18 protein-coding genes are annotated in these 23446 nt (G+C 52.2%); 8 read left to right on the forward strand and 10 right to left on the reverse strand.

Translation table 11 applies throughout. The features are described 5' to 3' along the window. Positions 1-109 precede the first annotated feature (109 nt). Positions 110-415 (reverse strand): carboxymuconolactone decarboxylase family protein, encoded by a 306-nt coding sequence (locus IT893_RS15140; protein ID WP_064779672.1) that lies wholly within the window; start codon positions 413-415, stop codon positions 110-112. 11 nt (positions 416-426) lie between these two features. Continuing rightward, entirely contained in the window at positions 427-1185 is a 759-nt protein-coding gene (locus tag IT893_RS15145; RefSeq protein ID WP_231959604.1) for a helix-turn-helix domain-containing protein, read from the reverse strand. 196 nt (positions 1186-1381) lie between these two features. On the opposite strand from IT893_RS15145, the gene IT893_RS20275 reads away from it, so the two are divergent. From IT893_RS20275 to IT893_RS15185, 8 genes are all read left to right on the forward strand, one after another. Then, positions 1382-4051 carry an MFS transporter gene (locus IT893_RS20275; protein WP_120224406.1) on the forward strand — a complete coding sequence of 890 codons (2670 nt, stop codon included), beginning with the start codon at positions 1382-1384 and terminating at the stop codon, positions 4049-4051. A gap of 69 nt (positions 4052-4120) precedes the next feature. Next, positions 4121-7861 (forward strand): nitrate reductase subunit alpha, encoded by a 3741-nt coding sequence (locus IT893_RS15155; RefSeq protein ID WP_197145729.1) that lies wholly within the window; start codon positions 4121-4123, stop codon positions 7859-7861. Next, positions 7858-9381, forward strand: a complete 1524-nt coding sequence (gene narH, locus IT893_RS15160) for a nitrate reductase subunit beta (protein WP_064779674.1) — start codon at positions 7858-7860, stop codon at positions 9379-9381. Before IT893_RS15155 ends, narH begins: the two co-directional genes overlap by 4 nt. Then, positions 9381-10085, forward strand: a complete 705-nt coding sequence (narJ, locus tag IT893_RS15165; RefSeq protein ID WP_197145731.1) for a nitrate reductase molybdenum cofactor assembly chaperone — start codon at positions 9381-9383, stop codon at positions 10083-10085. Before narH ends, narJ begins: the two co-directional genes overlap by 1 nt. Positions 10086-10096: 11 nt before the next feature. Then, entirely contained in the window at positions 10097-10792 is a 696-nt protein-coding gene (gene narI / locus IT893_RS15170; protein ID WP_064779676.1) for a respiratory nitrate reductase subunit gamma, read from the forward strand. Positions 10793-10849: 57 nt separating this feature from the next. Further along, positions 10850-11668, forward strand: coding sequence for a peptidylprolyl isomerase (locus IT893_RS15175; protein WP_197145733.1), 819 nt, complete (start codon positions 10850-10852; stop codon positions 11666-11668). A gap of 46 nt (positions 11669-11714) precedes the next feature. After that, complete coding sequence (locus IT893_RS15180) at positions 11715-12338, forward strand: carbonic anhydrase (RefSeq protein WP_197145735.1); 624 nt, start codon at positions 11715-11717, stop codon at positions 12336-12338. 45 nt (positions 12339-12383) lie between these two features. After that, entirely contained in the window at positions 12384-12902 is a 519-nt protein-coding gene (locus tag IT893_RS15185) for a DUF2478 domain-containing protein (RefSeq protein WP_197145737.1), read from the forward strand. 313 nt (positions 12903-13215) lie between these two features. Here IT893_RS15185 and IT893_RS15190 read toward each other — a convergent pair whose 3' ends face one another. From IT893_RS15190 to IT893_RS15225, 8 genes are all read right to left on the reverse strand, one after another. Then, positions 13216-15582 carry a heavy metal translocating P-type ATPase gene (locus IT893_RS15190; RefSeq protein WP_197145739.1) on the reverse strand — a complete coding sequence of 789 codons (2367 nt, stop codon included), beginning with the start codon at positions 15580-15582 and terminating at the stop codon, positions 13216-13218. 42 nt (positions 15583-15624) lie between these two features. Further along, positions 15625-16962: an APC family permease gene (locus IT893_RS15195; RefSeq protein WP_068518364.1), complete on the reverse strand. Its 1338-nt coding sequence runs from the start codon at positions 16960-16962 to the stop codon at positions 15625-15627. Between the two features lie 7 nt (positions 16963-16969). Then, positions 16970-17419 (reverse strand): cytochrome c, encoded by a 450-nt coding sequence (locus tag IT893_RS15200; protein WP_068518363.1) that lies wholly within the window; start codon positions 17417-17419, stop codon positions 16970-16972. Positions 17420-17529: 110 nt separating this feature from the next. Next, positions 17530-17865 carry a YHS domain-containing protein gene (locus IT893_RS15205; RefSeq protein WP_197145741.1) on the reverse strand — a complete coding sequence of 112 codons (336 nt, stop codon included), beginning with the start codon at positions 17863-17865 and terminating at the stop codon, positions 17530-17532. 551 nt (positions 17866-18416) lie between these two features. Further along, positions 18417-19616, reverse strand: coding sequence for an ABC transporter ATP-binding protein (locus tag IT893_RS15210; protein WP_064781636.1), 1200 nt, complete (start codon positions 19614-19616; stop codon positions 18417-18419). Between the two features lie 69 nt (positions 19617-19685). Further along, positions 19686-20393 carry a copper resistance protein B gene (locus IT893_RS15215; RefSeq protein WP_252723974.1) on the reverse strand — a complete coding sequence of 236 codons (708 nt, stop codon included), beginning with the start codon at positions 20391-20393 and terminating at the stop codon, positions 19686-19688. A gap of 17 nt (positions 20394-20410) precedes the next feature. Then, complete coding sequence (locus IT893_RS15220) at positions 20411-22093, reverse strand: copper resistance system multicopper oxidase (RefSeq protein WP_064781635.1); 1683 nt, start codon at positions 22091-22093, stop codon at positions 20411-20413. Positions 22094-22171: 78 nt separating this feature from the next. Then, positions 22172-22735 carry a plastocyanin/azurin family copper-binding protein gene (locus IT893_RS15225; protein ID WP_120226108.1) on the reverse strand — a complete coding sequence of 188 codons (564 nt, stop codon included), beginning with the start codon at positions 22733-22735 and terminating at the stop codon, positions 22172-22174. Positions 22736-23446 lie beyond the last annotated feature (711 nt).

Here is a 23446-nt window from a genome sequence, read left to right on the forward strand (position 1 = left end):
TTAGCATGACATTACATTGTGAACACCAAGCAGCTTAACACTGCGATGTTAGGCACCCTTGACAATGATCAACTGGAAGTGCCCGAATGGAACCATGTCGGGAAGGGCACTAGATGTCCTCAATCCAGGTTTTCGCGGCAACCGCACGCGGCAAACCAAGAGGGCCGATAGACAACATCGCAATATGTAACAGATCTTCCTGTGCGATACCTTCGGCCTTGGCACGCCGGGTGTGTGAATGTACCGCTCCTTCAGAACCAATACCGATTGCAAGCGCAAGCTTTACAAGGCGGCGTTCCCGATCCGTCAAAGGTCCTGCCTCTGCAGCTGCCTTACCAAGTTCTGCATAAGCCTTCCAGATATCGGGATACTGGTCCGCCAGTGTTCCGGCAGCACCGGGCATAGATTTAACCATAGGCTCTCTCCTTACGTTTGATCATCGTCAATCAGAGATGTCGGCTTGGCAAATTTCTGAAGAAGGGCGGGGTTAGTTATCTCTATTTTTTCTCCGTTAACCGCGACCCCATATGCCTGAAGTGCCTTGAACGCGCGGCTGAGATTTTCGGGTGTCATCCCTAAAACCGACGCAAGTTGCCGTTTTTCCAGATCAAGATCGAAACTCGCCGGGGCACCATAGGCCCGATGTCGGGACAGCAAATAGTTCGCCAGACGTTCGAGGGCTGTGCGCAACTTCAGGTTCTTGGTGGTCTTGACCACTGAACGATAACAGGCGGCCAATTCGACGACAACCGCACGTGCAAAGCCTGCATCAAGGTCAAAGATCGCCCGAACATCCTGACTGGGGATCATGACAATCCGGCTTTTCTCCATTGTTCTGGCCGACATCAAATAGCGAGCATCGCGAATGGTAGCGGCAAGAATGAAAGTTGAAACCGGCTTGACGATCATGACACTCGTTTCCCGGTTATTCCAACTCGAAAACAGATCCACCGCGCCTGAGACCAAAACATGAAGGAAATCAGCACCTTCACCTTCACCTATCAGGTCAACATGCGGTGGAAATGTTTGCAAATAAGCGCCGCGCATGAGCTTGGCATAGTTCTCGTCGCTCATATCAGCGAAGAGATCCAGACTGCGTACCTCCGGGAAGGTCGAATCGGACATTTGTTCCTCTCTTGTCACCTTGCACAGAGACACGTCTGTCGCTTGATTGATATTTATCAAGCTTTCATTTGCTCTTGTTCTTGATATTCTTGATGTTCGGCAATTCGCCAGAACACATACTTGGCGTGCCTGTTTATTTCACCAAAGGGTTCCACGTTTTCTGATTTAGATCAACCCTGAGCGGCCCCTTCCCAACAGATGATCGGTATCGCAGCAAACACTGCAATATGATGACAGATGTTTGAGGGGATCGAACATGCATACCTTAGAAGGGGTATCCCGAACCGATCAATACCGCGCGTTGGGGCTTAGTACTTTTGCCTTTACGATATGTTTCGCGGTCTGGACAATCTTTTCGATTATCGGGGTTAAAATCAAACAGGACCTCGGGCTGAGTGATACTCAGTTTGGCCTGCTGGTTGCGACACCGGTTTTGACCGGTTCCGTTAGCCGCATTTTCCTTGGTGTCTGGACAGAACAGTTCGGCGGGCGGGTTATCTTTCCACTACAGATGCTGATTACGGCAATTTGTGTGTGGCTTCTGACCTCGGTTCAAAGCTATGAAGTTTTTCTGATCGCCGCACTTGGCCTTGGCCTTGCCGGTGGTTCCTTCATCGTAGGTGTCGCCTATACGTCGCGCTGGTTTAAGAAGGAACATCAGGGCACCGCGTTGGGCATCTTTGGTTCCGGCAATGTCGGCGCGGCGGTTACAAACTTTGCCGCCCCGTTTCTGGTTGTTGCTTTGGGATGGGAAGAAACGGCGCGTATCTATGCCATTGTGCTGGCCATTACGGCTGTAGTGTTCTTCCTCCTGGCGAAAACCGATCCGCTACAAAAAGCACGTCTGGAATCTGGCGAAAAGCCGGTATCGACACGTTCGCAGCTTGAACCCCTGAAAGACATTCGGGTCTGGCGTTTTGCCACCTATTACTTCTTTGTCTTTGGTGGCTTTGTTGCACTCGCAAGCTTTCTGCCGCGCTACTATGTCGGGGCCTATGGTTTGGAACTGACGACTGCAGGTGTATTTGCAGGGCTTTATTCATTGCCCGGTTCCGTTTTTCGCGCGCTTGGCGGCTGGATGTCCGACAAATGGGGGGCACGTGCTGTCATGTACATGACATTCATCGTGTCCCTGATTGTTTTGTTCATCATGAGCTATCCCGAAACGACATACCTTGTTTCGGGCATCAACGGACCTATCCAGTTCAACTTCGGTGTTTCTGCGGGTCTGTTTGTCGCGATGACCGTGGTACTTGGGTTCGTCATGAGCCTTGGCAAGGCTGCGGTCTACAAACATATCCCGGTCTATTATCCATACCATGTCGGATCAGTGGGTGGTCTGGTTGGTATGATCGGCGGTCTGGGCGGCTTTTTCCTGCCAATCTCCTTTGGCGTTTTGCTTGATCTGACCGGTGTCTGGACAGCACCCTTTATGCTTTTGTTTGCGCTGGTGGCTGTATCAACAGTCTGGATGCATGTTGCGATCCGCCGGATGGAACGTGCCCGTCACCCGGGACTTGCAGACGAAAAATCTCTTTCCGATTTGCCCGACAAGCCACTGGGAAAACAGGTCGTAACGGATTGGAGACCCGAAGACAGCGGCTTCTGGTCAAACACAGGCAGTGCCATTGCACGCCGTAACCTCTGGATTTCCATTCCGTGCCTGTTGCTTGCCTTTGCGGTTTGGATGGTCTGGTCGGTCGTGGTTTCCAAGCTGCCGGTTATCGGCTTCACCTACACGACCGGCGAGTTGTTCTGGCTGGCGGCGCTTCCGGGGCTGTCGGGGGCAACCTTGCGGATTTTCTATAGCTTCATGGTGCCTATTTTTGGGGGCCGTGTCTGGACAACCGTAAGTACGGCATCTTTGCTGTTGCCAGCACTTGGTATCGGCTTTGCCGTTCAGGATCCCAACACATCCTATAGCTGGTTTCTTGTTCTGGCCCTGCTGTGCGGGTTCGGAGGCGGCAACTTTGCATCATCCATGGCAAACATTGCCTATTTTTACCCGAAAAGCTCCAAAGGTAATGCGCTTGCACTGAATGCCGGGCTCGGAAATCTCGGGGTTTCGGTCATGCAATTCGTCGTGCCATTGGTCATTACTGCCGGTGTATTCGGTGCGCTTGGGGGGGAAGGCCAGAATATCGCTGATGGCAGCACGATCTTTTTGCAGAATGCCGGGTTCATCTGGGTACCCTTCATCGTGGTTTCGACGATTGCTGCCTGGTTTGGCATGAACAGTATTGCCGATGCCAAAGCCAGTTTCAAAAAGCAGTCGATCATCTTCACCCGCAAACACAACTGGATCATGTGCATTCTTTATACGGGCACATTTGGCAGTTTTATCGGTTACTCCGCCGGGTTCCCGTTGTTGATGAACATTCAATTCCCGGAAGTTAATGCCCTTCAATATGCCTTTCTTGGCCCACTGGTGGGTGCATTGAGCCGTGCCGGAACCGGTTGGATATCCGACCGGCTCGGTGGTGGCCGCGTCACCTTCTGGACGTTCATCGGCATGATTGTCGCTGTTGCTGGTGTCCTTCAATTCCTGCCGCTTGGGGACAATACCGGCCATTTCTGGGGTTTCTTTGCCTGCTTCATGGCTTTGTTCTTCCTGACCGGTGTTGGAAATGCGTCAACTTTCCAAATGATCCCGTCGATCATGCGTCAGGAAATTCCACGCCTGATGCCCGATGCCGACCAGGCCACCCTGCTGAAACAGTCAGAACTCGAAAGTTCAGCCATCATCGCCTTTACCAGTGCGATTGCCGCCTACGGCGCATTCTTCATTCCAAAAGCCTATGGCACATCCATTGCGCTGACCGGTGGCCCGGCAGGTGCACTTTGGGGCTTTGCAGTCTTCTACGCAGTTTGTGTCGCAATCACCTGGTTCTACTACAGCCGCAAGAACGCACCGGTTCCTTGCTGATCACTTGAAATTCTCCCTGCCCGAACCTGCCGGTTCGGGCAGGGCCCCGCAGCCTTGAGGAGAAACGCCATGAGTCACCTCTTAGACAGACTGAACTTTTTTCAGAACAAAGAACTGGAAAAGTTTTCAAACAATCACGGTCACGTCACCCGCGAAAACCGCGACTGGGAAGACACCTATCGCAACCGCTGGCGCCATGACAAAATTGTTCGTTCGACACATGGTGTGAACTGCACCGGGTCGTGCAGTTGGAAAATCTATGTCAAATCCGGGATTGTCACCTGGGAAACCCAGCAGACCGATTACCCGCGCACCCGTGCCGGATTGCCAAACCATGAACCACGTGGTTGCGCCCGTGGGGCAAGCTATAGCTGGTATCTGTATTCTGCCAACCGCGTTAAAAACCCGCTGATCCGTGGCAAGCTGCTTAAGCTGTGGCGTCGGATGCGTTCGACAATGAACCCGATTGAAGCCTGGACAGCCATTCAAAATGACCCCGTCTTGCGCGCAAGCTATGTGGCAAGCCGTGGCAAGGGCGGGTTTGTCCGTGCAACCTGGGATGAGGCAACAGAACTGGTTGCCGCCGCAAACGCCTTTACGGCAAAAACTTATGGTCCTGACCGGGTGTTTGGTTTCTCGCCCATTCCGGCAATGTCGATGATCAGTTATGCGGCGGGCTCACGCTATCTCAGCCTTCTGGGCGGCGTGTGCATGTCATTCTATGACTGGTATTGCGATTTGCCGCCGGCGTCTCCGATGACCTGGGGGGAACAGACCGACGTTCCGGAATCCGCAGACTGGTACAATGCCGGATATCTGATCCTGTGGGGATCGAATGTGCCGCAAACCAGAACACCGGATGCGCATTTCTATACCGAGGCCCGGTATCGCGGAACCAAGTCAGCCGTCATTTGCCCGGATTATTCCGAAGCCGCAAAATTCGGTGACGTATGGCTGAATGCCAAGCAGGGTACGGATGCCGCACTGGCATTGGCGTTTGGCCATGTGATCCTGCGAGAATTCCATCTTGATCGTCAAACCGAATATTTCGAAGAATATTGCCGCAAATATTCGGACTTCCCGATGCTGGTGAAACTCGACGAAAAGAACGGTTCGCTTATTCCGGGGCGGTTCCTGCGCGCTTCTGATCTCAACGGCAAACTTGGCGAGGACAACAACCCCGACTGGAAAACCGTCGCGATTGACGAAAAGACCGGCAACCTGGTTGCGCCGAACGGGTCGATTGGCTACCGCTGGGGCGAAGCTGGTGAATGGAACCTGGAAGAACGTGCTGCGGGGGCTGACACCAACCTCAAGACGTCGCTGATCCTTGAAGAGGATCATGATGACATTGTCGGGGTTGATTTCCCCTATTTCGGTGGTGATGCCTCGGAGCATTTCGCAACTGATGCTCAGCATCCAAACATTCTGACCCGGAATATTCCGGTCAAACGCGTTCAGACTGCAGATGGGGAAATTATGGTTACGACCGTATTTGACCTGTTCTGTGCCAACTATGGCCTTGATCGCGGGCTGGGTGGCGACTGGGTCACCAGTGACTATGCCGACGGCATGCCCGGCACCCCGGCATGGGCCGAAAAGATTACCGGCGTTTCCGCCGACAAGATCATTCATGTTGCCCGTGAATTCGCCCAGAATGCCGAAAAGACCAAAGGCAAATCGATGGTCATCATCGGGGCTGCGATGAACCACTGGTACCACATGGATATGAACTATCGTGGTGTCATCAACATGCTGGTGATGTGCGGCTGTGTCGGCCAATCGGGTGGCGGTTGGGCCCACTATGTCGGACAGGAAAAACTCCGCCCGCAAACCGGCTGGCAACCACTGGCCTTTGCCCTTGATTGGGGACGCCCGCCCCGGCACATGAATTCGACCAGTGCCTGGTATGCCCATACCGATCAGTGGCGCTACGAGACGCTGACGGCCAAAGAAATCCTGTCTCCGACGGCGCCGGATGGGGACTGGGACGTTTCAATGATCGACTACAACATCCGTGCTGAGCGGATGGGGTGGCTGCCATCGGCACCGCAGCTGAAGACCAACCCGCTCGACGTTGCAAAGGCGGCGAAAGCCGCTGGCAAGGAAATTCCGGTCTATGTTGCCGAACAATTGAAGTCCGGAGATCTGGAAATGTCGTGCGAAGACCCGGATGATCCCAAAAACTGGCCGCGCAATCTGTTTGTGTGGCGGTCCAACCTGCTGGGGTCTTCGGGCAAGGGCCACGAATATTTCCTCAAACATCTGCTTGGCACTGACCACGGTGTCATGGGCAAGGATCTTGGCGAAGAAGGCCGTCAACTGCCCAAGGAAGCCAAATGGCATGATGAAGGCCCGCGCGGAAAGCTTGATCTTCTGGTCTGCATTGATTTCCGGATGAGCACGACCGCGGTCTATTCCGATGTCGTTCTGCCAACCGCAAGCTGGTATGAAAAGAACGATCTGAATACGTCAGACATGCACCCGTTCATCCACCCGCTTCAGGCGGCCGTCAACCCGGCCTATGAAAGCAAGTCTGATTGGGAAATCTTCAAGGCGATTGCCAAGAAATTCCAGGAAATCGTTCCCGGATATCTTGGCAAGGAAACCGACATTGTCGCCCTGCCGATCCTTCATGACACCCCGGGTGAACTCGCCCAGGATCAGGTCAGAGACTGGAAGAAGGGTGAATGCGAACTTATTCCCGGCAAGACTGCACCGAACTATATCGCCGTCGAGCGCGATTACACCGCAATCCATGATCGCTTTACCGCACTTGGCCCGTTGCTAGACAAACTGGGCAATGGCGGCAAGGGGATCAACTGGAAGACCGAGGTCGAGGTTCAGCATCTTCGTGATTTGAACGGTGTGTGGCAGGAAGGATCTGCCAAGGGCTGTGCGAAGATCGATACCGATATCGATGCCACCGAAGTGGTTCTGATGTTGGCACCGGAAACCAATGGTGAGGTTGCGGTCAAGGCCTGGGATGCACTTGGCAAGATCACAGGACGGGAACACACCCATCTCGCCCTTCCCAAGGAAGATGAAAAAATCCGCTTCCGCGACATTGCCGCCCAACCGCGCAAGATCATTTCTTCGCCGACCTGGTCGGGCCTTGAGTCCGAGCATGTCTGTTACAACGCGGGCTATACCAACGTTCACGAGCTGATCCCGTGGCGGACCCTTACCGGACGTCAGCAACTTTATCAGGATCACCTGTGGATGCGGGCCTTTGGCGAAGGCTTTGTCTCCTATCGTCCACCGGTTGACCTCAAAACCATTACCACGGAAATCAACGACGAAGCCCGCGACGGTATGCCCCATGTGGTGCTGAACTTCATCACACCGCACCAGAAATGGGGCATCCATTCGACCTATAGCGACAACCTGTTGATGCTGACGCTTAACCGTGGTGGTCCGGTGATCTGGATCAGCGAAAACGACGCAAAACGCGCCGGAATCGTCGATAATGACTGGGTGGAACTGTACAACACCAACGGTGCCCTGACCGCCCGCGCAGTCGTTTCCCAGCGCATCAAGGATGGTACGACCTTCATGTACCATGCGCAGGAAAAAATCGTGAATACGCCCGGCTCCGAAAAGACCGGCAAACGCGGCGGCATTCATAACTCTGTCACCCGCACGACACTTAAACCCACACACATGATTGGGGGCTATGCCCAGCAATCATACGGTTTCAACTACTACGGAACCGTGGGCGCCAACCGTGATGAGTTCGTCATTGTCCGCAAAATGCAGAAGGTCGACTGGCTCGACGAAGAAGCAAACGACAAGGAGGTCGGGAAATGAGAGTCCGCGCACAAATCGGCATGGTGCTGAACCTCGACAAATGCATTGGGTGCCATACCTGTTCGGTAACTTGCAAAAACGTCTGGACCAGCCGTGATGGTGTTGAATACGCTTGGTTCAACAACGTCGAAACCAAACCTGGCACCGGCTATCCGACCGACTGGGAAAACCAGAACCGCTGGAATGGAGGTTGGGAACGCACCAAGTCGGGCAAGCTGCAGCCCAAACAGGGATCGAAATGGCGGATCCTGGCAAACATCTTTGCCAACCCGGATCTGCCGGAAATCGACGACTATTACGAACCGTTCGATTTCGATTACGATCACCTGAAATCTGCCCCGGAAGTGAAAGCCTTTCCAACGGCCCGTCCGCGTTCGCGCATTTCTGGCGAACGGATGGAAAAAATCGAAAAAGGCCCGAACTGGGAAGAAATCCTGGGTGGGGAGTTTTCGAAACGCTCGGAAGACTACAACTTCGAAGGCATCCAGAAAGATATTTACGGCGAATACGAAAATACATTCATGATGTATTTGCCACGTCTGTGCGAACACTGCCTGAACCCGGCATGTGCCGCAAGTTGCCCGTCTGGGGCGATTTATAAGCGTGAAGAAGACGGCATTGTCCTGATCGATCAGGAAAAATGCCGGGGATGGCGCATGTGCGTATCGGGCTGCCCGTACAAGAAGGTTTATTACAACTGGTCAACGGGCAAATCGGAAAAATGTACGCTGTGCTATCCGCGCATTGAATCAGGGAATCCGACGGTCTGTTCGGAAACCTGTGTCGGGCGTATCCGCTATATCGGTGTCATGCTTTATGATGCCGACAAGATCGAAGCCGCGGCCAATGCCGAAGAAACCACCGATCTTTATGATGCCCAGCTTGGTGTGTTCCTTGATCCGAAAGATCCGGAAGTTATCGCGGCGGCCCGTGCCGACGGTATCCCTGAAGACTGGATCAAGGCAGCCCAGGACAGCCCGATCTGGAAAATGGCGATGGAGTGGAAAGTTGCCTTCCCGCTGCATCCGGAATACCGCACCCTTCCGATGGTCTGGTATATCCCGCCGCTTTCCCCGATCCAGAATGCTGCCGAAGCCGGTGCAATCGGCATGGATGGGGCAATGCCCGATGTCCGCAACCTTCGCATTCCTTTGAAATACCTTGCCAATATGCTGACAGCTGGCGACGAGGAGCCAGTGGCACATGCTCTCGAACGGATGTTGGCCATGCGGGCCTATATGCGGTCGAAAACCGTCGATGGTGTCATTGATGAGTCGGTCGCCAAACGCGTCGGTCTTGATGGTGCAACCATCGAGGACATGTACAAAATCATGGCGCTTGCCGATTACGAAGACCGGTTCGTCATCCCGACCACCCATCGCGAACAGGTCGAGGAAGCCTATGACCTGCGTGGCGGCGAAGGGTTCACCAACTGCAACGGTTGTTCTTCGGGCATCAGTCAGGGGTCCCTGTTTGGTGGCAGCAAGAAGCCTCTGAAAATGCCAGAGGAGGTACGCTGATGGACCGCACACTCAAATCGTTCTCGGTTCTGCTGAGCTATCCGACAACAGAACTGCAAGAAGCCATGCCTGAAATCGGTGGTGTCCTGGCATCGGACACCCGCCTGACAGCGGCGGCGCGTCGCGATCTGCGACCGTTGGTCGAGGCCATGTCAAACGATGACATCTACGATCTTCAGGAACGTTTCGTCATGCTGTTTGATCGTTCGCGCAGCCTGTCACTTAACCTGTTCGAGCATGTTCACGGCGAAAGCCGCGACCGTGGTGGTGCCATGGTCAGCCTGCTTGAAACATATCGGGCTGGCGGCTTTGAACCGGCAACAACGGAGCTTCCAGACCATCTTCCTGTGCTGCTGGAATTCCTGTCAACCCGGCCGCGTGCAGAGGTGCAGGACACATTGGCTGACGCAGCCCATATCTTCGAGGCCATTCGCGCCCGTCTGAAAAATCGCGAAAGCCCCTATCAGGCGGTCTTCGAAGCCTTGCAGCAACTGGCAAATGTCACGGCAGATGCCAATGCGGTTGCCGAACTCCTCGAACAGCCCGAAGACGACCCCGATGACCTTGAGGCACTCGACGAGGTCTGGGAAGAAAGCGAAGTCACGTTTGGCCCGGACCCGGATGCCGGCTGCCCGCAGGTGCGTGACATTCTGTCGCGTATTGATCAACCCGCTGGACCGGTACCGCCGGAAGCAGCAGAGTAAAGGAGGCTCACATGCATAACTTCCTTTTCGGGATCTATCCCTATATCGCGCTATCGGTCCTGATCATCGGCTCTATCGCCCGATATGAACGTGATCCCTTCACCTGGAAAACATCATCAAGTCAGCTTCTGCGTCGCAGGCAATTGATGCTGGGCTCCGTTCTGTTCCATGTCGGTGTTCTGGTCATTTTCTTTGGCCATCTGGTCGGACTTTTGACGCCAATCTGGATTTTTGATGCCCTTGGGATCACTCATGGTGCCAAACAGACCCTGGCCGTTGTTGCGGGTGGTATCGCCGGTGTCATGGCCCTGATTGGCGGCCTGATGCTGTTTCATCGCCGGATCACCGATCCGCGTATCCGCAAAACGTCGAGCTTTGCCGATATAGGCATTCTGGCCCTGTTGCTGGCACAGCTTGTGCTTGGGATCGGCACCATCTTTGTGTCGCTTGAACATCTCGACGGGTATGAAATGACCAAGTTCATGGCTTGGGCACAAGGAATTTTCACCTTCCAGTCTGATGCGGCCAGCCACATTACCAATGTGGCCTGGATCTTCAAACTGCATCTGGTTCTGGGCCTGACGATTTTCCTGGTGTTCCCGTTCACGCGCCTTGTGCACATGCTGTCAGTTCCAGTGCGGTATTTCTTGCGTCCGGGGTATCAGATTGTCCGGTCACGCCGCACCAGACCTTTGTCACACCGATAATGGACAGTCGGCGCATTCGTGCGCCGACGACCTCCTGCAAACAAAGGACAAAGCGCTATGAATACGCAAATGTTTCCCGATCTCGTCATCAATGGCGAAACCATTCCGCAAACAGCGGTTGCTGCGGAATTGCAAAACCACACGGCGTCAAAGGACAATTTTGCCGACGCTTTGCGTAACGCGGCAAATGCACTGGTCATCCGTACCCTGTTGCTTCAGGAAGCGCGCAAAAACGGCATTGAAGCTGTCCCGCTGGAAGTCTCTCCAAACCGGTTTGAAACCGGGGAAGAGGCCATGATCCGCGCATTGCTTGAAGCAGAGATCGATATCATTCCCCCAAGCGAAGAAGCCATTCGTGCCGAATGGCAAAAGGATCCTGAACGGTTTCGCTCGATGCCGTTGTGGGAAGTGTCCCACATTCTGTGCAAATGCGATCCGAATGATGCCGTGGAGAGAGAACTGGCCCTCAGACGGGCAAACGATATCCTCAGCGACCTTCGCAAAGACGGCAAGACGTTCGAAAAGATTGCACGCACGCAAAGCGACTGTGGATCGCGTTCAGCAGGCGGATCACTTGGTCAGTTGCGCCCCGGCGACACGGTTCCGGAATTTGAAGCCGCTCTTCGCCAGCTTTCTGAGGGCGAAATTGCGCCCGAGCCTGTACTGAGCAGATATGGCTATCACGTCCTCCGGCTAGATGCACTGGCAGAGGGGCATCCACTGCCGTTCGAGACCGTGAAACCAAAAATCTCAGAAGCGATGGAAAAAGCCCAGTGGGCCCGCAAGGCAAAGGCGTTTGTCGACGGCCTTATCGCGTCCTCCTCCATCACCGGAGCCGACCTTGGACGCGGGACCAACAATACGAAACCCAATTAAGCGCGCGGTTTTAGCGCATATAACCCACAAAAGGTGTGAGGTTTCCATGCTTGAAAACCTTTTGGAACGAAACAGGCTCTGGTCGCGATCGAGGCAAGACGAAGAACCTGGATATTTTTCCAGACTGGCAAGCCACCAAGCGCCAGAGTTTTTCTGGATCGGATGTTCGGACAGCCGGGTACCGGCCAACGTTGTTGCCGGGCTTGACCCCGGTGAAGTTTTTGTCCACCGCAACGTTGCAAACGTGGTGCATTCATCAGACCTGAACCTTCTGTCTGCGCTGGAGTTTGCCGTCGAAACCCTGAAAATCCGCGAGATTATTGTTTGCGGTCACTACGGTTGTGGCGGTGTGAGAGCAGCGACGGAGGACCTTCCCCATGGCTTGGCCGATCACTGGCTTGAACCGATCCGTCGTCAGGCCCGCTATCATGCCCGTGCACTTGACCAGCACAGTGACATCGAGGTTCGGCGTGACAGGCTCGCGGAGCTCAATGTGATCGAGGGTGTCAGCCGGGTGGCCGAAACCCCGATCATGCGGCGTGCCTGGCGCGCTGGCGCAGAAATCAAAATTCATGGCCTGATTTATAGCCTGAAAGACGGCCTTCTGCGTGACCTTGAATGCACGATCCGCCGCTCGGATTTTCCCAATTCCGAGGAACGGGCTTCCTGACTCAGGTGAGCTATTCCCCGACGAAACGAAACAAGGAATACCAAGATGAAAATCGCATACACGATGGCAGCGGGTAGAGGTGACACAGACCTGCTTTTGTCGCGCGTTGCCCGGCGCCTCTCGGACACGGGCTTGCGCGTTTGCGGAACAGTCCAGATCAATTCGGAACGGGAAATGGACGATCCGTGCGATATGGATGTCAAGGTACTGCCGGATGGTCCGGTTATTCGCATTTCTCAGGCACTGGGCAAACATTCTCGCGGCTGCCGCCTTGATACAAGTGCTCTGGAAGATGCCGTTGGCTTCGTCACCCAGGAGCTTCAAAAAGGTGCCGATGTTCTCGTTATCAACAAATTCGGCAAGCACGAGGCCGAAGGGCGCGGTTTTCGGGATGTCATTGCCAATGCTTTGGTAAAAGACATCACGGTATTGGTCGGCCTGAACCAACTAAACCTCGAAGCATTCAAGGAATTTGCCGGAGGCATGGAAATCGCCTTGCCTCCAAAAGAAAACGATCTTTTTGATTGGCTTGAGGAGAATTGTGCGTTGGTCCAGCCTGTCTAGCACGGGCATTAACCCGAACTATGACAATCAAATAGCTGCACCGACGCATATATGCGTCGGGCTCAGGCCGCATAAATTTTTCGGGAAAAGCTGTCAGGTGCCACAAAAGTTGACATTTGGCTTCTAGGGAAATCAATGACTTAGTATTTTCGATTGCCAGATAAGTTGTCATCGATTGTCACATAAGATGACAAAAACCGGCAGAATTGACAGAAAAGCTGACAATTCTCTTAAATGCTGTAGTCAGTGCTGTTTCATAGCCAAACATCACAGGAATCAGCGGACAGTCGTGTAAACCTGCGACAGCTTCTCCCTATATGCCAGCGCGCCGAAGTCGTAATGCATTGGCAATAACAGATACCGAAGACAAGCTCATGGCTGCAGCGGCAAACATGGGCGAGATAAGAATGCCAAAGAACGGATAAAGTAGCCCTGCGGCAACCGGCACACCTGCTGCATTGTAAATCATCGCAAAGAAGAGGTTTTGTCGGATATTGCGCATGGTTGTTTCCGAGAGCTCGCGGGCGCGAACAATCCCGCTCAGGTCACCTTTGACAAGAGTGAAGCCTGCACTCTCGATTGCAACATCCGCCCCCGTACCCATCGCAATTCCGACGTCGGCCTGCGCAAGTGCGGGGGCATCGTTAACACCGTCACCCGCCATCGCGACTTGATGACCTTTATCTTTTAGCTCTTTGATCAAATTGGCCTTATCTTCCGGTGAGACATCGGCCCGGATATCGGTAATCGAGAGTTTACTGCCAACAGCTTTTGCTGTTCGTTGGTTGTCGCCCGTCGCCATGACAATTTTGAAGCCCTGTTTTTTCAATGCAGCCAGGGCATCCGATGTTGTTTGCTTTATCGGATCGGCAACGGAAATGAGCCCAGCAATCTTTCCATCAATAACGACATGCATTACCGTTTCCCCCATATCTCGCCGATCATTTGCTATTTTATCAACAGCAGAATGATCGATATTGAGAGTCTGAAGGAGTTTGCTATTACCTAGGGCAACCGACTTGCCACCCACCTTTCCGGTGACGCCCTGACCGGTTACAGCTTCAAATTCCTGTGCCTTATCAAGGGACAAACCGCGCTCCTGAGCGGCACTAACAATGGCGTCAGCCAATGGATGTTCGGATCCCTTTTCCAGCGCCGCAGCGACAGAAAGAACTTCCTCCTCCTGAAAATCCGGTTGGGCGATTACACCTGCAAGTTTTGGTTTACCCTCTGTCAAAGTCCCGGTTTTATCGACAATGAGCACATCGATCTTCGCAAATCGCTCCAAGGCCTCTGCATTTTTAATGAGCACACCAATTTGTGCACCACGGCCGGTCGCTGTCATGATTGACATCGGCGTTGCCAAACCAAGGGCGCAGGGACACGCAATGATCAGAACAGCAACCGCTGCGACAAGCCCGTATGACAATGACGGATCGGGCCCCCAGATGGCCCAAGCGACGAAGGCGATCAAAGCAACCAGGATAACAGCAGGCACAAACTTGCCTGCAACCGTGTCTGCAACCTTTTGGATTGGCGCTTTGCTTCGCTGAGCATGGGAGACCATATCAACGATTTGGCTCAAGACAGTATCTTTGCCAACCCGTTTGGCCTGGATGATCAGGCTGCCATTTCCGTTGATTGTTGCTCCGGTGACATCATCATCTGGATTTTTTTCAATTGGAACGGGTTCACCCGAAATCATGGATTCATCAACTGACGACCGTCCTTCAACGACAACGCCATCGACAGGTATCTTGTCACCTGGGCGAACCCTCAAACGCATTCCGACGGTTACATCCTCAAGAGGAACTTCTCGTTCAGAACCATCATCTTCAATAATGCGGGCTGTTTTCGCAGCAAGACCCAATAACGCTTTGATTGCCGAGCCGGTTCGTTCCCGAGCCCCCAATTCCATTAGTTGGCCAAGAAGCACAAGGACAACGATGACAGCTGCAGCTTCGAAATACACACCGACATGTCCCTGTGCGTCTCTGAATCCATCAGGAAAAATGCCCGGAGAAATCACTGCGACGACGCTAAATATATAAGCTGCGCTAACGCCCATCCCGATCAAGGTGAACATGTTGAGAGAACGGTTCACCACAGAATGCCATCCACGAACCATGAATGGGAAGCCGGACCACAGGACAACAGGCGTTCCGAGAACCAACTCCACCCAAAGAGTAACGCGTTCTCCAATCATTTCCCGGATGAAGCCCAAACCAACAAACGGCCCCATCGTTAGGACAATCAGCGGCACCGTAAGAGCTGCGCCTAACCAGAATCTCTTTTTGAAATCCTGAATCTCGGGGTTTGGTGCGTCATTTTCTGTTGGCATATCCATCGGTTCCAGTGCCATTCCGCAGATCGGACAGGAACCAGGTTCGGATCGTATGATCTCTGGATGCATCGGGCAGGTGTAGCGACCCGAAGTCGATGACGAAGCGCTGTTTGCAGCAGATGTCTCTTCCTCTGAGGACAATACGCTCTCAGGAGAGCTATCGAACTTGCCCTTACATTTCTGCGAACAGAAATAATATGTCTCACTGCCGTACCGAGAGCGTGGTGTATCGGCATCCACCGTGACCGACATACCGCAAACAGGATCCGTCGACTGTCCTGATTGATCAGACATTTTGTGATTATCCTGGTGCTTCTTATGATGATGATCAGACATGGTCTGCTTCCTGCTGTTATGCTGCAATGTCACTGCGGATAATCAATGTTCTGAGTGATCGTGACTGTGCGCCTTGGCCGATTGGTTTATCCAGTTTGACAGGAACCAACGTTCAAAAATGAACACAGCAACGATCATCAAAGTTGCAATGAGAACAATGGATGGGTCGCTTTGCAATTTCATGCCGGCGAAAACGAGCAGCACGATGATGTCAAAGACAATTGCTGTAATCATTACAAAGCCGCGTGCTCCTATTTCTTGTCGTAGGTACTTAAAGCATCCCCAGTGGATGAGCACATCCATGACCAGATAGAAAAACACGCCAAGTGAAGCGATCCGGCTTAAATCAAAAAAGATTGTCAACAGCGCTGCCACGACAACCGTGTAAACAAGTGTGTGGTCTTTGATTGAACCCGACATTCCAAAATGACTATGCGGGATCATCTCCATATCGGTCAGCATCGCGAGCATTCTTGACACCGCAAACACGCTTGCTAGCAAACCGGACGCCGTCGCAACGACTGCGAGCAGCACAGTCAGATAAAATCCGATGGGCCCCAATGCTGGCTGTGCAGCTTGGGCGAGGGCATAGTCTTTGGCTTTTATCAGTTCGTCCAAGTCAAGGCTTGAACCAACAGCAAGCGCCACGAGAATATATACGACAACGCAAATCAGGATTGAGAACGTAATCGCACGACCCACATTCTTATGAGGGCTCACGATTTCAGCACCACTGTTTGTGATCGTTGTGAACCCTTTGAAGGCCAGAATTGAAAGAGCAATTGATGCGACAAAACCGGCCAATGGAAAGCTCGCGCCGTCGGGTGATGACGGCTCGAACGAGTATCCACCAGCCCACAGCGCTGCAATTGCAAACAATGCAATGCCGCCGATCTTCAACGCGGCCATGACCATTGAAAACAGGCCAACCGATTTGTTGCCAGCTCTGTTAACAGCATATGCAAAAATTATCAGGCAAACACCCAATACCGGTATAAGAACTTCAAGCTCTGTCAGGTCAAACGCGCGCAAAACATAGGTTCCAAATGTTCTTGCGACCAAACTCTCGTTGATGACCATCGAAAAGGCCATCAGCAATGCTGCGCCGCCTGCTATGGCTCCCGGCCCGTATGCTTTTTGGAGGATCATTCCGATCCCGCCTGCAGACGGGAAAGCATTGGACATCTTGATGTAGGTATAAGCACTAAAAGCAGTGACAAGTGCGCCAAACAGGAACGACAACGGGAACCACTTTCCTGCAAGTTCGGCAATTTGTCCGGTCAAAGCAAAAATTCCTGCTCCGATCATAACACCGGTGCCCATGGATATGGCGCCAAGGAGCGAGATACTGTTTTTCTTGTATTCTGCCTGATGATCCATTCCTGCCTCACATTTGGTGTTTTTGGTACGCGATGCCGTTTGCTTCTTGCAGCTCGCGTATATAACGAATGATCCGTGCTACCTGTTCCGAACTGACCTGAGGCTGGGCTGGCATATCGCCAAAGGGCCAGTGATGTTGTTTTGCCCCGTTTTGAACAGCTAGATAGAATGCGCGATCTGAATGATGTCCCGGATTGTAGATTCTGTGCATCAGCGGCGGGCCTTGCTCTGTGCCTGTTGCATTGCCTCCGTGACAAGCAACACAGTTCATATCGAAAAGCTGGTTTCCTACCATGGCTTCCTTGCTGAAACTGGGGAGCGCAATTCCGCTATCGGTCAGTTCAAGATCTTTGATGTCATCTTTCCCGGGCAGAAACGAATTCAGGGTCATGGCGATGATCCCTACTGCGAAAAAACCGATAACCAAATACTTTGGCCAATTGATTTGTTTTTTCATTTTCTTCGGGCCTTTGTTTTATGCGTATGTATCAAATATTCGAAGACACGTGAGACCAAGGGAACTAGTCAACCCTGGTCCTGTTGCTGCCGCCTATTGATTTCGCTGAACTAGCTTGGCGATACGTGAGTTTGTCGGCTAATTGCGCTGCCATCGACATAGGTATCTGGCGACACTTCAAATTTCGAACGACAGGTGTCTGAACAGAAGTAGAATACTTCACCGCCATAAATGGCTGTTTTGGCGATGCGCGGATCGACAGTTTTATGACAAACCGGGTCAACGGCGGACTGAGGGTGCTCCCATCGGATTGCCTCAGCCTGACCGTCCGCTTGTTTCTTATTGTGGCTGTGCTTTTTGTGCCCAAACATGTGAGCACCGCAACCAAAGCGCATCATCAATATGATGAAGGCTCCCCAAAGCAACCAACTGAGAATATTTTCCATTTCTCTTCGCCATCCCATAAATACCTTTAGGTATGACTGTTCCGTCTGAAAGCAGCATGGTGCAGAACACCAAGGCTCGATCTGTACGCATGCCATCGGCAGGTGCAGAACCCAGAACAGTTATTCGCTATTTGTTCGGGAGGATCAGGATATGGGAGGCTGGAAAATCCATGACCGAGATACCGGCTGAAGGGACACTTCTTCTATCCCGTTCTGTACATGGGAAAACTCGGAAACCGGTAGGATAATCTCGGTAAGGACCGCTGATGTGGAGTGACAAGAAACCTGAGGGCAGCACGAAGCCAGGTCATGCTGGTGTTCAACGTCAAAACCATTGAGTTCTGCAGAATGCGCAGGAAAAGATCCAGTCGACGCGACTGCAATATGGGGAGCAAGCATTATAGCGCTAATCCCGACGAGCAGGATCAGTACGGCGCGTATTAGTGCTTGCTGTGCATTCATTGATCAAACTTCCTTTGGGCAGTAACGTAACACTTATGCCCTTAAATATCGAGTTACGTTGACCTACCTCAATTAAGGGGACGTTTTTTTTAACCGACTTCAGACAGAACCGTTACATCTGCAAGCCGGTTGTCCGTACTGTTGATTTCCTTTGAGATGTAAGGTTTGATTTCGGAGTATCTGACGTGAGCATCGGCTTGCGCCTGATAGTAGCGAAAGAGCTCTTTTAGCGGAGCGCCCATGTCTTTGTATGCAGTTAATACTGCGATTAGAGCCCCGAGCGTGAGATCGCCTTTTATCACCAGATACCCTCCAATTGTGTAAAAGAAGAAGGGCGTCATCTGTGATATGAAATTGTTTAAAGACTTCATGGCGAACTTGTTCTTGTGGATAGAGAGACGAAGGTCGTGAAGTCGCTTGTATGACCCGTAAATATCCCGGGCACCTGGCTGGTTATCGTTTGAGATGTTCCCTATCTTCTCGCCGAGAACTCTGACTTCCTTCAGCCGCGTTCGAGACAAAGCATTAATTTTCTTCTGGAATCTGGGGATGACAAAAATCTGAAGCGGCAACAGTGCGGTTGCGGCGATGCCCAAAACCAAATCTTGCACGAGCATGAAAGTCAGAATCGTCAGGAATGTACCGCCTTGTAACAAAGGCAGCACAATCGACTCTGCAGCATATCCAGCTACGGGCTCTACCTCCTGCACAATAACCGGAATCAATTCCCCTCCTTTGGGGGATGGCTTTCGAAAGCTGAATTTTGAAATATCAAGCCGTAGGCGGCGTGACATGTGTTCTGCCAGCGCACCGGATTGCAAATTAACCTGATATTTCAGCCAGCCATGCACGCCAATCGCCAATAAAAAAAGCAGACAGAGAGTAAGTAAAGCCATCGTTTGAGAGAACTCCATTCCTAAATAGGTAACTGGAAAATGTCCTGACTCAATGGCGTTGTTGATGATCAACTTCGGAAGCTCGAGGCTCATGTAAAGAGCCGGCAAAGAGGCCGTCGCCAGTAGCCCCAGTTTTATCTGCCGCTTCCATGAAGCTCTGAATATGTACTGCAGGAGCGCTGTTCCGCTCTTTGCCGAGGGCTTTTGAGCCTGTTGCGCAAGAACAGATCTGCGGCGTCTTAAAGCCCTGTATCCCGTCGCGCTGAGAATAATAATTAGCGCAACCGGCACCCCAAACACCACCAAATGGAATACAAGATGAACCCACCAGTGTGCATCGCTTGATATGTAGTGCGTCAAGCGATGCCCCATATCGTGGACGATTTCCATCATTGTAGTTAGGTTCCTTGAGAAGGTTCGGCAAAACAGACAGGGAGGAAAGTCCTCCCTGTCGTGTGATGCTTAGAAAAGAAGGCGGAGACCGGTTACGAGGTAAGTTGCCTCGTAATCTTCGCCCTCGTCTTTTGCAAAGTCTGCGGTTTTGCCGAGTTTCCGCTCATAGGCAACCCCGATATACGGTGCAACGGCACGGTCGATGAGGTCATAGCTAAGCCGCAGTCCGATCTCTGCGCTTGAAAACCCGCGTCCGACCTCAATCTCGCGATCGTCAGAGAACGCAGCATTCAGCTCAAGCGAAGGTGTGAGGATTAAACGATTGGTCAGCAAGCCTTCATACTCAACATCAAGCCGCGCACTGCCGTCTCCGGTCTCGCTGACAAACAGATCAGCGTCGACTTCAAACCATTGAGGAGCAAGCCCCATGATTCCAACGGTTCCATACCAACGATCTGTTGTGCTTGGCGTATCCAGACGAATACCGGCTTTGGCATCGAAAAAGTCGCTGATTGGTGTTTGCAGGACCAGTCTGTTCTCGAAGTTTTCGTAAAGGTCGTTTTTGAGATCACGCTCGCCTTCGCCTTGCCAACGTAACTTCAGTTCATCGGTGCCAACAAATGCATCACCATCCCAAACGAAAAGATTTTCCCCTTCGTCACCAGAGCGGTATTCAAACTGCTCCATTTGAATGCCATAAAAGATGTGATTGTCTGCTTTGGCAGTGAACGAGAAGGACAGGATCGTGGAAAGAACACCACCACCAATCGCGGCCAAAGTTAGTGTTTTCATTGTTATTGAACTCCATTCTCAAGTGCCGCGACGGCTGGACCGCCCTCTACAACCACTTTTCGGAACATGCCAGAAGCCATGTGATAGCTAAGGTGACAGTGGAAAGCCCATTGCCCAGGTTCATCAACTTCGGTTTCCGAATAAACGGTCATGCCAGGGTTGATATTGATGGTGTGTTTAACCGGATCCCATTTACCGTTGCCAGTATCGAGGATTGACCACATCCCGTGCAAATGCATCGGGTGTGACATCATGGTCTCATTGACGAACTTGAAGCGCACCCGTTCGCCATATTTCAAGCGGATAGGTTCTGCATCTTCATATTTGACGCCATTGATTGACCACGTATAGCGTTCCATGTTTCCGGTAAGGCGCAGTTCAATTTCACGCGTTGCAGGCCGTTCAGGGTACAAAGGCTTCTGTGCCTTCAGGTCGGCATAAGAGAGGAACTTTCCGCCATTGGCTGCTTTTGGTGTCAAACCACTTCCAGCGGCATAGAAGGGATCATCTTTGGACATTCCCATCTGAGAATGATCCATTCCGGCCATATTCGAATGGTCCATTCCAGCCATACCGTTCTCGTTACCACTGCCCATCGAAGAATGATCCATTCCGGCCATGCTACCGTGATCCATTCCCATGTCCGCCATTGTCAGCAACGGAGCGTCCATGCGTCTGGCTGGCATTTCAGCTTTCAACCCTTCTTGCGGCGACAACGATCCGAATGCATAACCCGAGCGTCCCATTGATTCGGCCATGATTGCATACGGCTTTTCAGCTGTCGGCTGAACAATCACGTCGTATGTTTCTGCAACCGAAATGCGGAATTCATCAACCTTGACCGGTTGAACATTGTTGCCGTCGGCCTGGACAACAGTCATTTCAAGTCCCGGAATGCGGACGTCGAAGTAAGTCATCGCCGATGCATTGATGAAGCGCAGGCGCACACGTTCGTTTGGCTCAAATAGTCCGGTCCAGTTTTGTTCCGGTGATTTACCATTGATGAGGCCGACGAAGCCCTGAACGTCTTCAATATCTGTTGGCATCATGCGCATGCTGCCCCAGTCTCCACGTTCAGAGAGAGTTTCTCCCAAACCGTTTTCCGAAACGTCGGAGATGAAGTCTCCGAGCGTGCGTTGGTTACGGTTGTAGTAGTCCGGCATCATCTTTAGGTTGCGCAGAATACGCGCCCCGGAATGAGGGTGCTTGTCTTTCAGAACAACGACATATTCACGGTCGAACTTGAATGGCTCGCGTTTTTCGGGTTCGATAACAATTGAGCCGTAAGCGCCATCTGGTTCCTGGAAGCCAGAGTGGCTGTGAAACCAATAGGTCCCGCTCTGTTTGACAGGAAAGCGATAGGTAAAAGTCTCGCCCGGTTCGATCCCGGTGAAGCTGATGCCCGGCACACCGTCCATCTGGTAGGGAAGGATCAACCCATGCCAATGGATAGATGTAGTCTCGTCCAGGTTGTTCGTCACGTTGATGACGGCATCTTCGCCTTCTTTGAGGCGCAAGGTCGGACCGGGCGAGGACCCGTTATAGCCAATTGCTTTGGTTTTCATATCACCTGTGTCGATGGTAACGTAATCGACAGACAGATTATAGGTTGCCGCATACCCTGCTGTTGACACAGCAATAGTGCTTAGCGCCCCCAAAAGGGCACGCCCAAGAAGTTTTCTCATTCTCATGATCTCCGATGGTTGAGGTGCGCCAGAGGCAACAGGGAGGGATTCCCTCTGGCGCGAGACCCTGCGCAGTGGTTACTGCAGGCGAACTTTACCGACCATGCCGCTCTCGTAGTGGCCTGGTACATTGCACGCAAATTCAAGTTCTGCGTCTTTCGGGAAGGTCCAGATCACCTCGGCAGAATCACCCGGCTCCAGAAGCACGCTGTTCGGATCGTTGTGCTTCATGGTTTCGCCGTTCCCCATGTCCATTTCCATCATGTCCATGTTGATTTTGTCTGCTTCAAGGGCCCCATGTTCCATCATCATCATCATTTCTTTTTGATGGTCCGCGTGCATGGCTGCGGTGCCAATGTTGAACTCGTGAACGAATTCACCCTTGTTTTCGACTAGAAAACGAACGGTTTCGCCGCCGCGAACAACAATCTTTTCCTTGTCATAGAAATTGTCTTCCATCGTGATCCGAATTGTCCGGCGAACATCAGAGATATCGCCAGGCGCTCCGATTTCGACGCCATCATTATGACCGCCACTATGACCTGCACCAGCAAATGCAGAAGTCTGGATACCGGCAAGGCTACCCATAGCAAGGGCGGAAGCAACAGCAAGGCGAAGGACAGAAGTAGTGTATTTGGGCATGAAAATGCTCCCGAGATAATTCAGTATAAAGGATCTCGTTACGCAAACCTTACACAGAGTCAGTGATCGGACTCATAGCGACAGATTACGTCACGAATGCAGTTTAGATAAGGAACTGAATATCTTAGGTGCGGGGAGGTTTGACGCTAACATCAAGCTCTGCAGGCGAGAGCGTTCTGTCTTTTGCCCAGTACTTTACAGACAACAAAACAGGTGCAGCGTTCCAGTTGCCAGACATTTGCTGCACATAGGGACCACAAACAGCCATGCCACAAACATCGTTGTGCGATGGATCCTGTGTGTGAGAACTACTGTCAGCCATGACGGAGACAACACTGTGATGGCCACTGTTAATATCAGCGGCTTTGGCATGCACGGCCTCAGCGCCAGACAGCATTACTGTCAACGCGATGATAACCGAAAGTATGCACGAGATGATCCGCAAAAGGAGAATCCTATCACAATGTTGCAGCGCAATGGTTATCTTGAAGGATCACTGCGGTCAAGCGGCAATATTGTGGCAAATTTGTCGAGGTTATGACCAAAACACTTTTCTTCCGCCAATGCTGACGTCGCTGACTAGCCTCTATATGCCTCCCCCAAAGAGCAAAGAGCGCCATTGCCCCGAATTATGACAAAATAGAGCCATTGGGTACGCCTTGAGTATCAGTACTGTCGAAAGCTTTGGCTAGTTGCAACATAACTACTACA

The organism is Thalassospira sp. A40-3 (assembly GCF_015871485.1).
In the GTDB taxonomy this organism is placed as follows: Bacteria; Pseudomonadota; Alphaproteobacteria; order Rhodospirillales; family Thalassospiraceae; genus Thalassospira; species Thalassospira tepidiphila.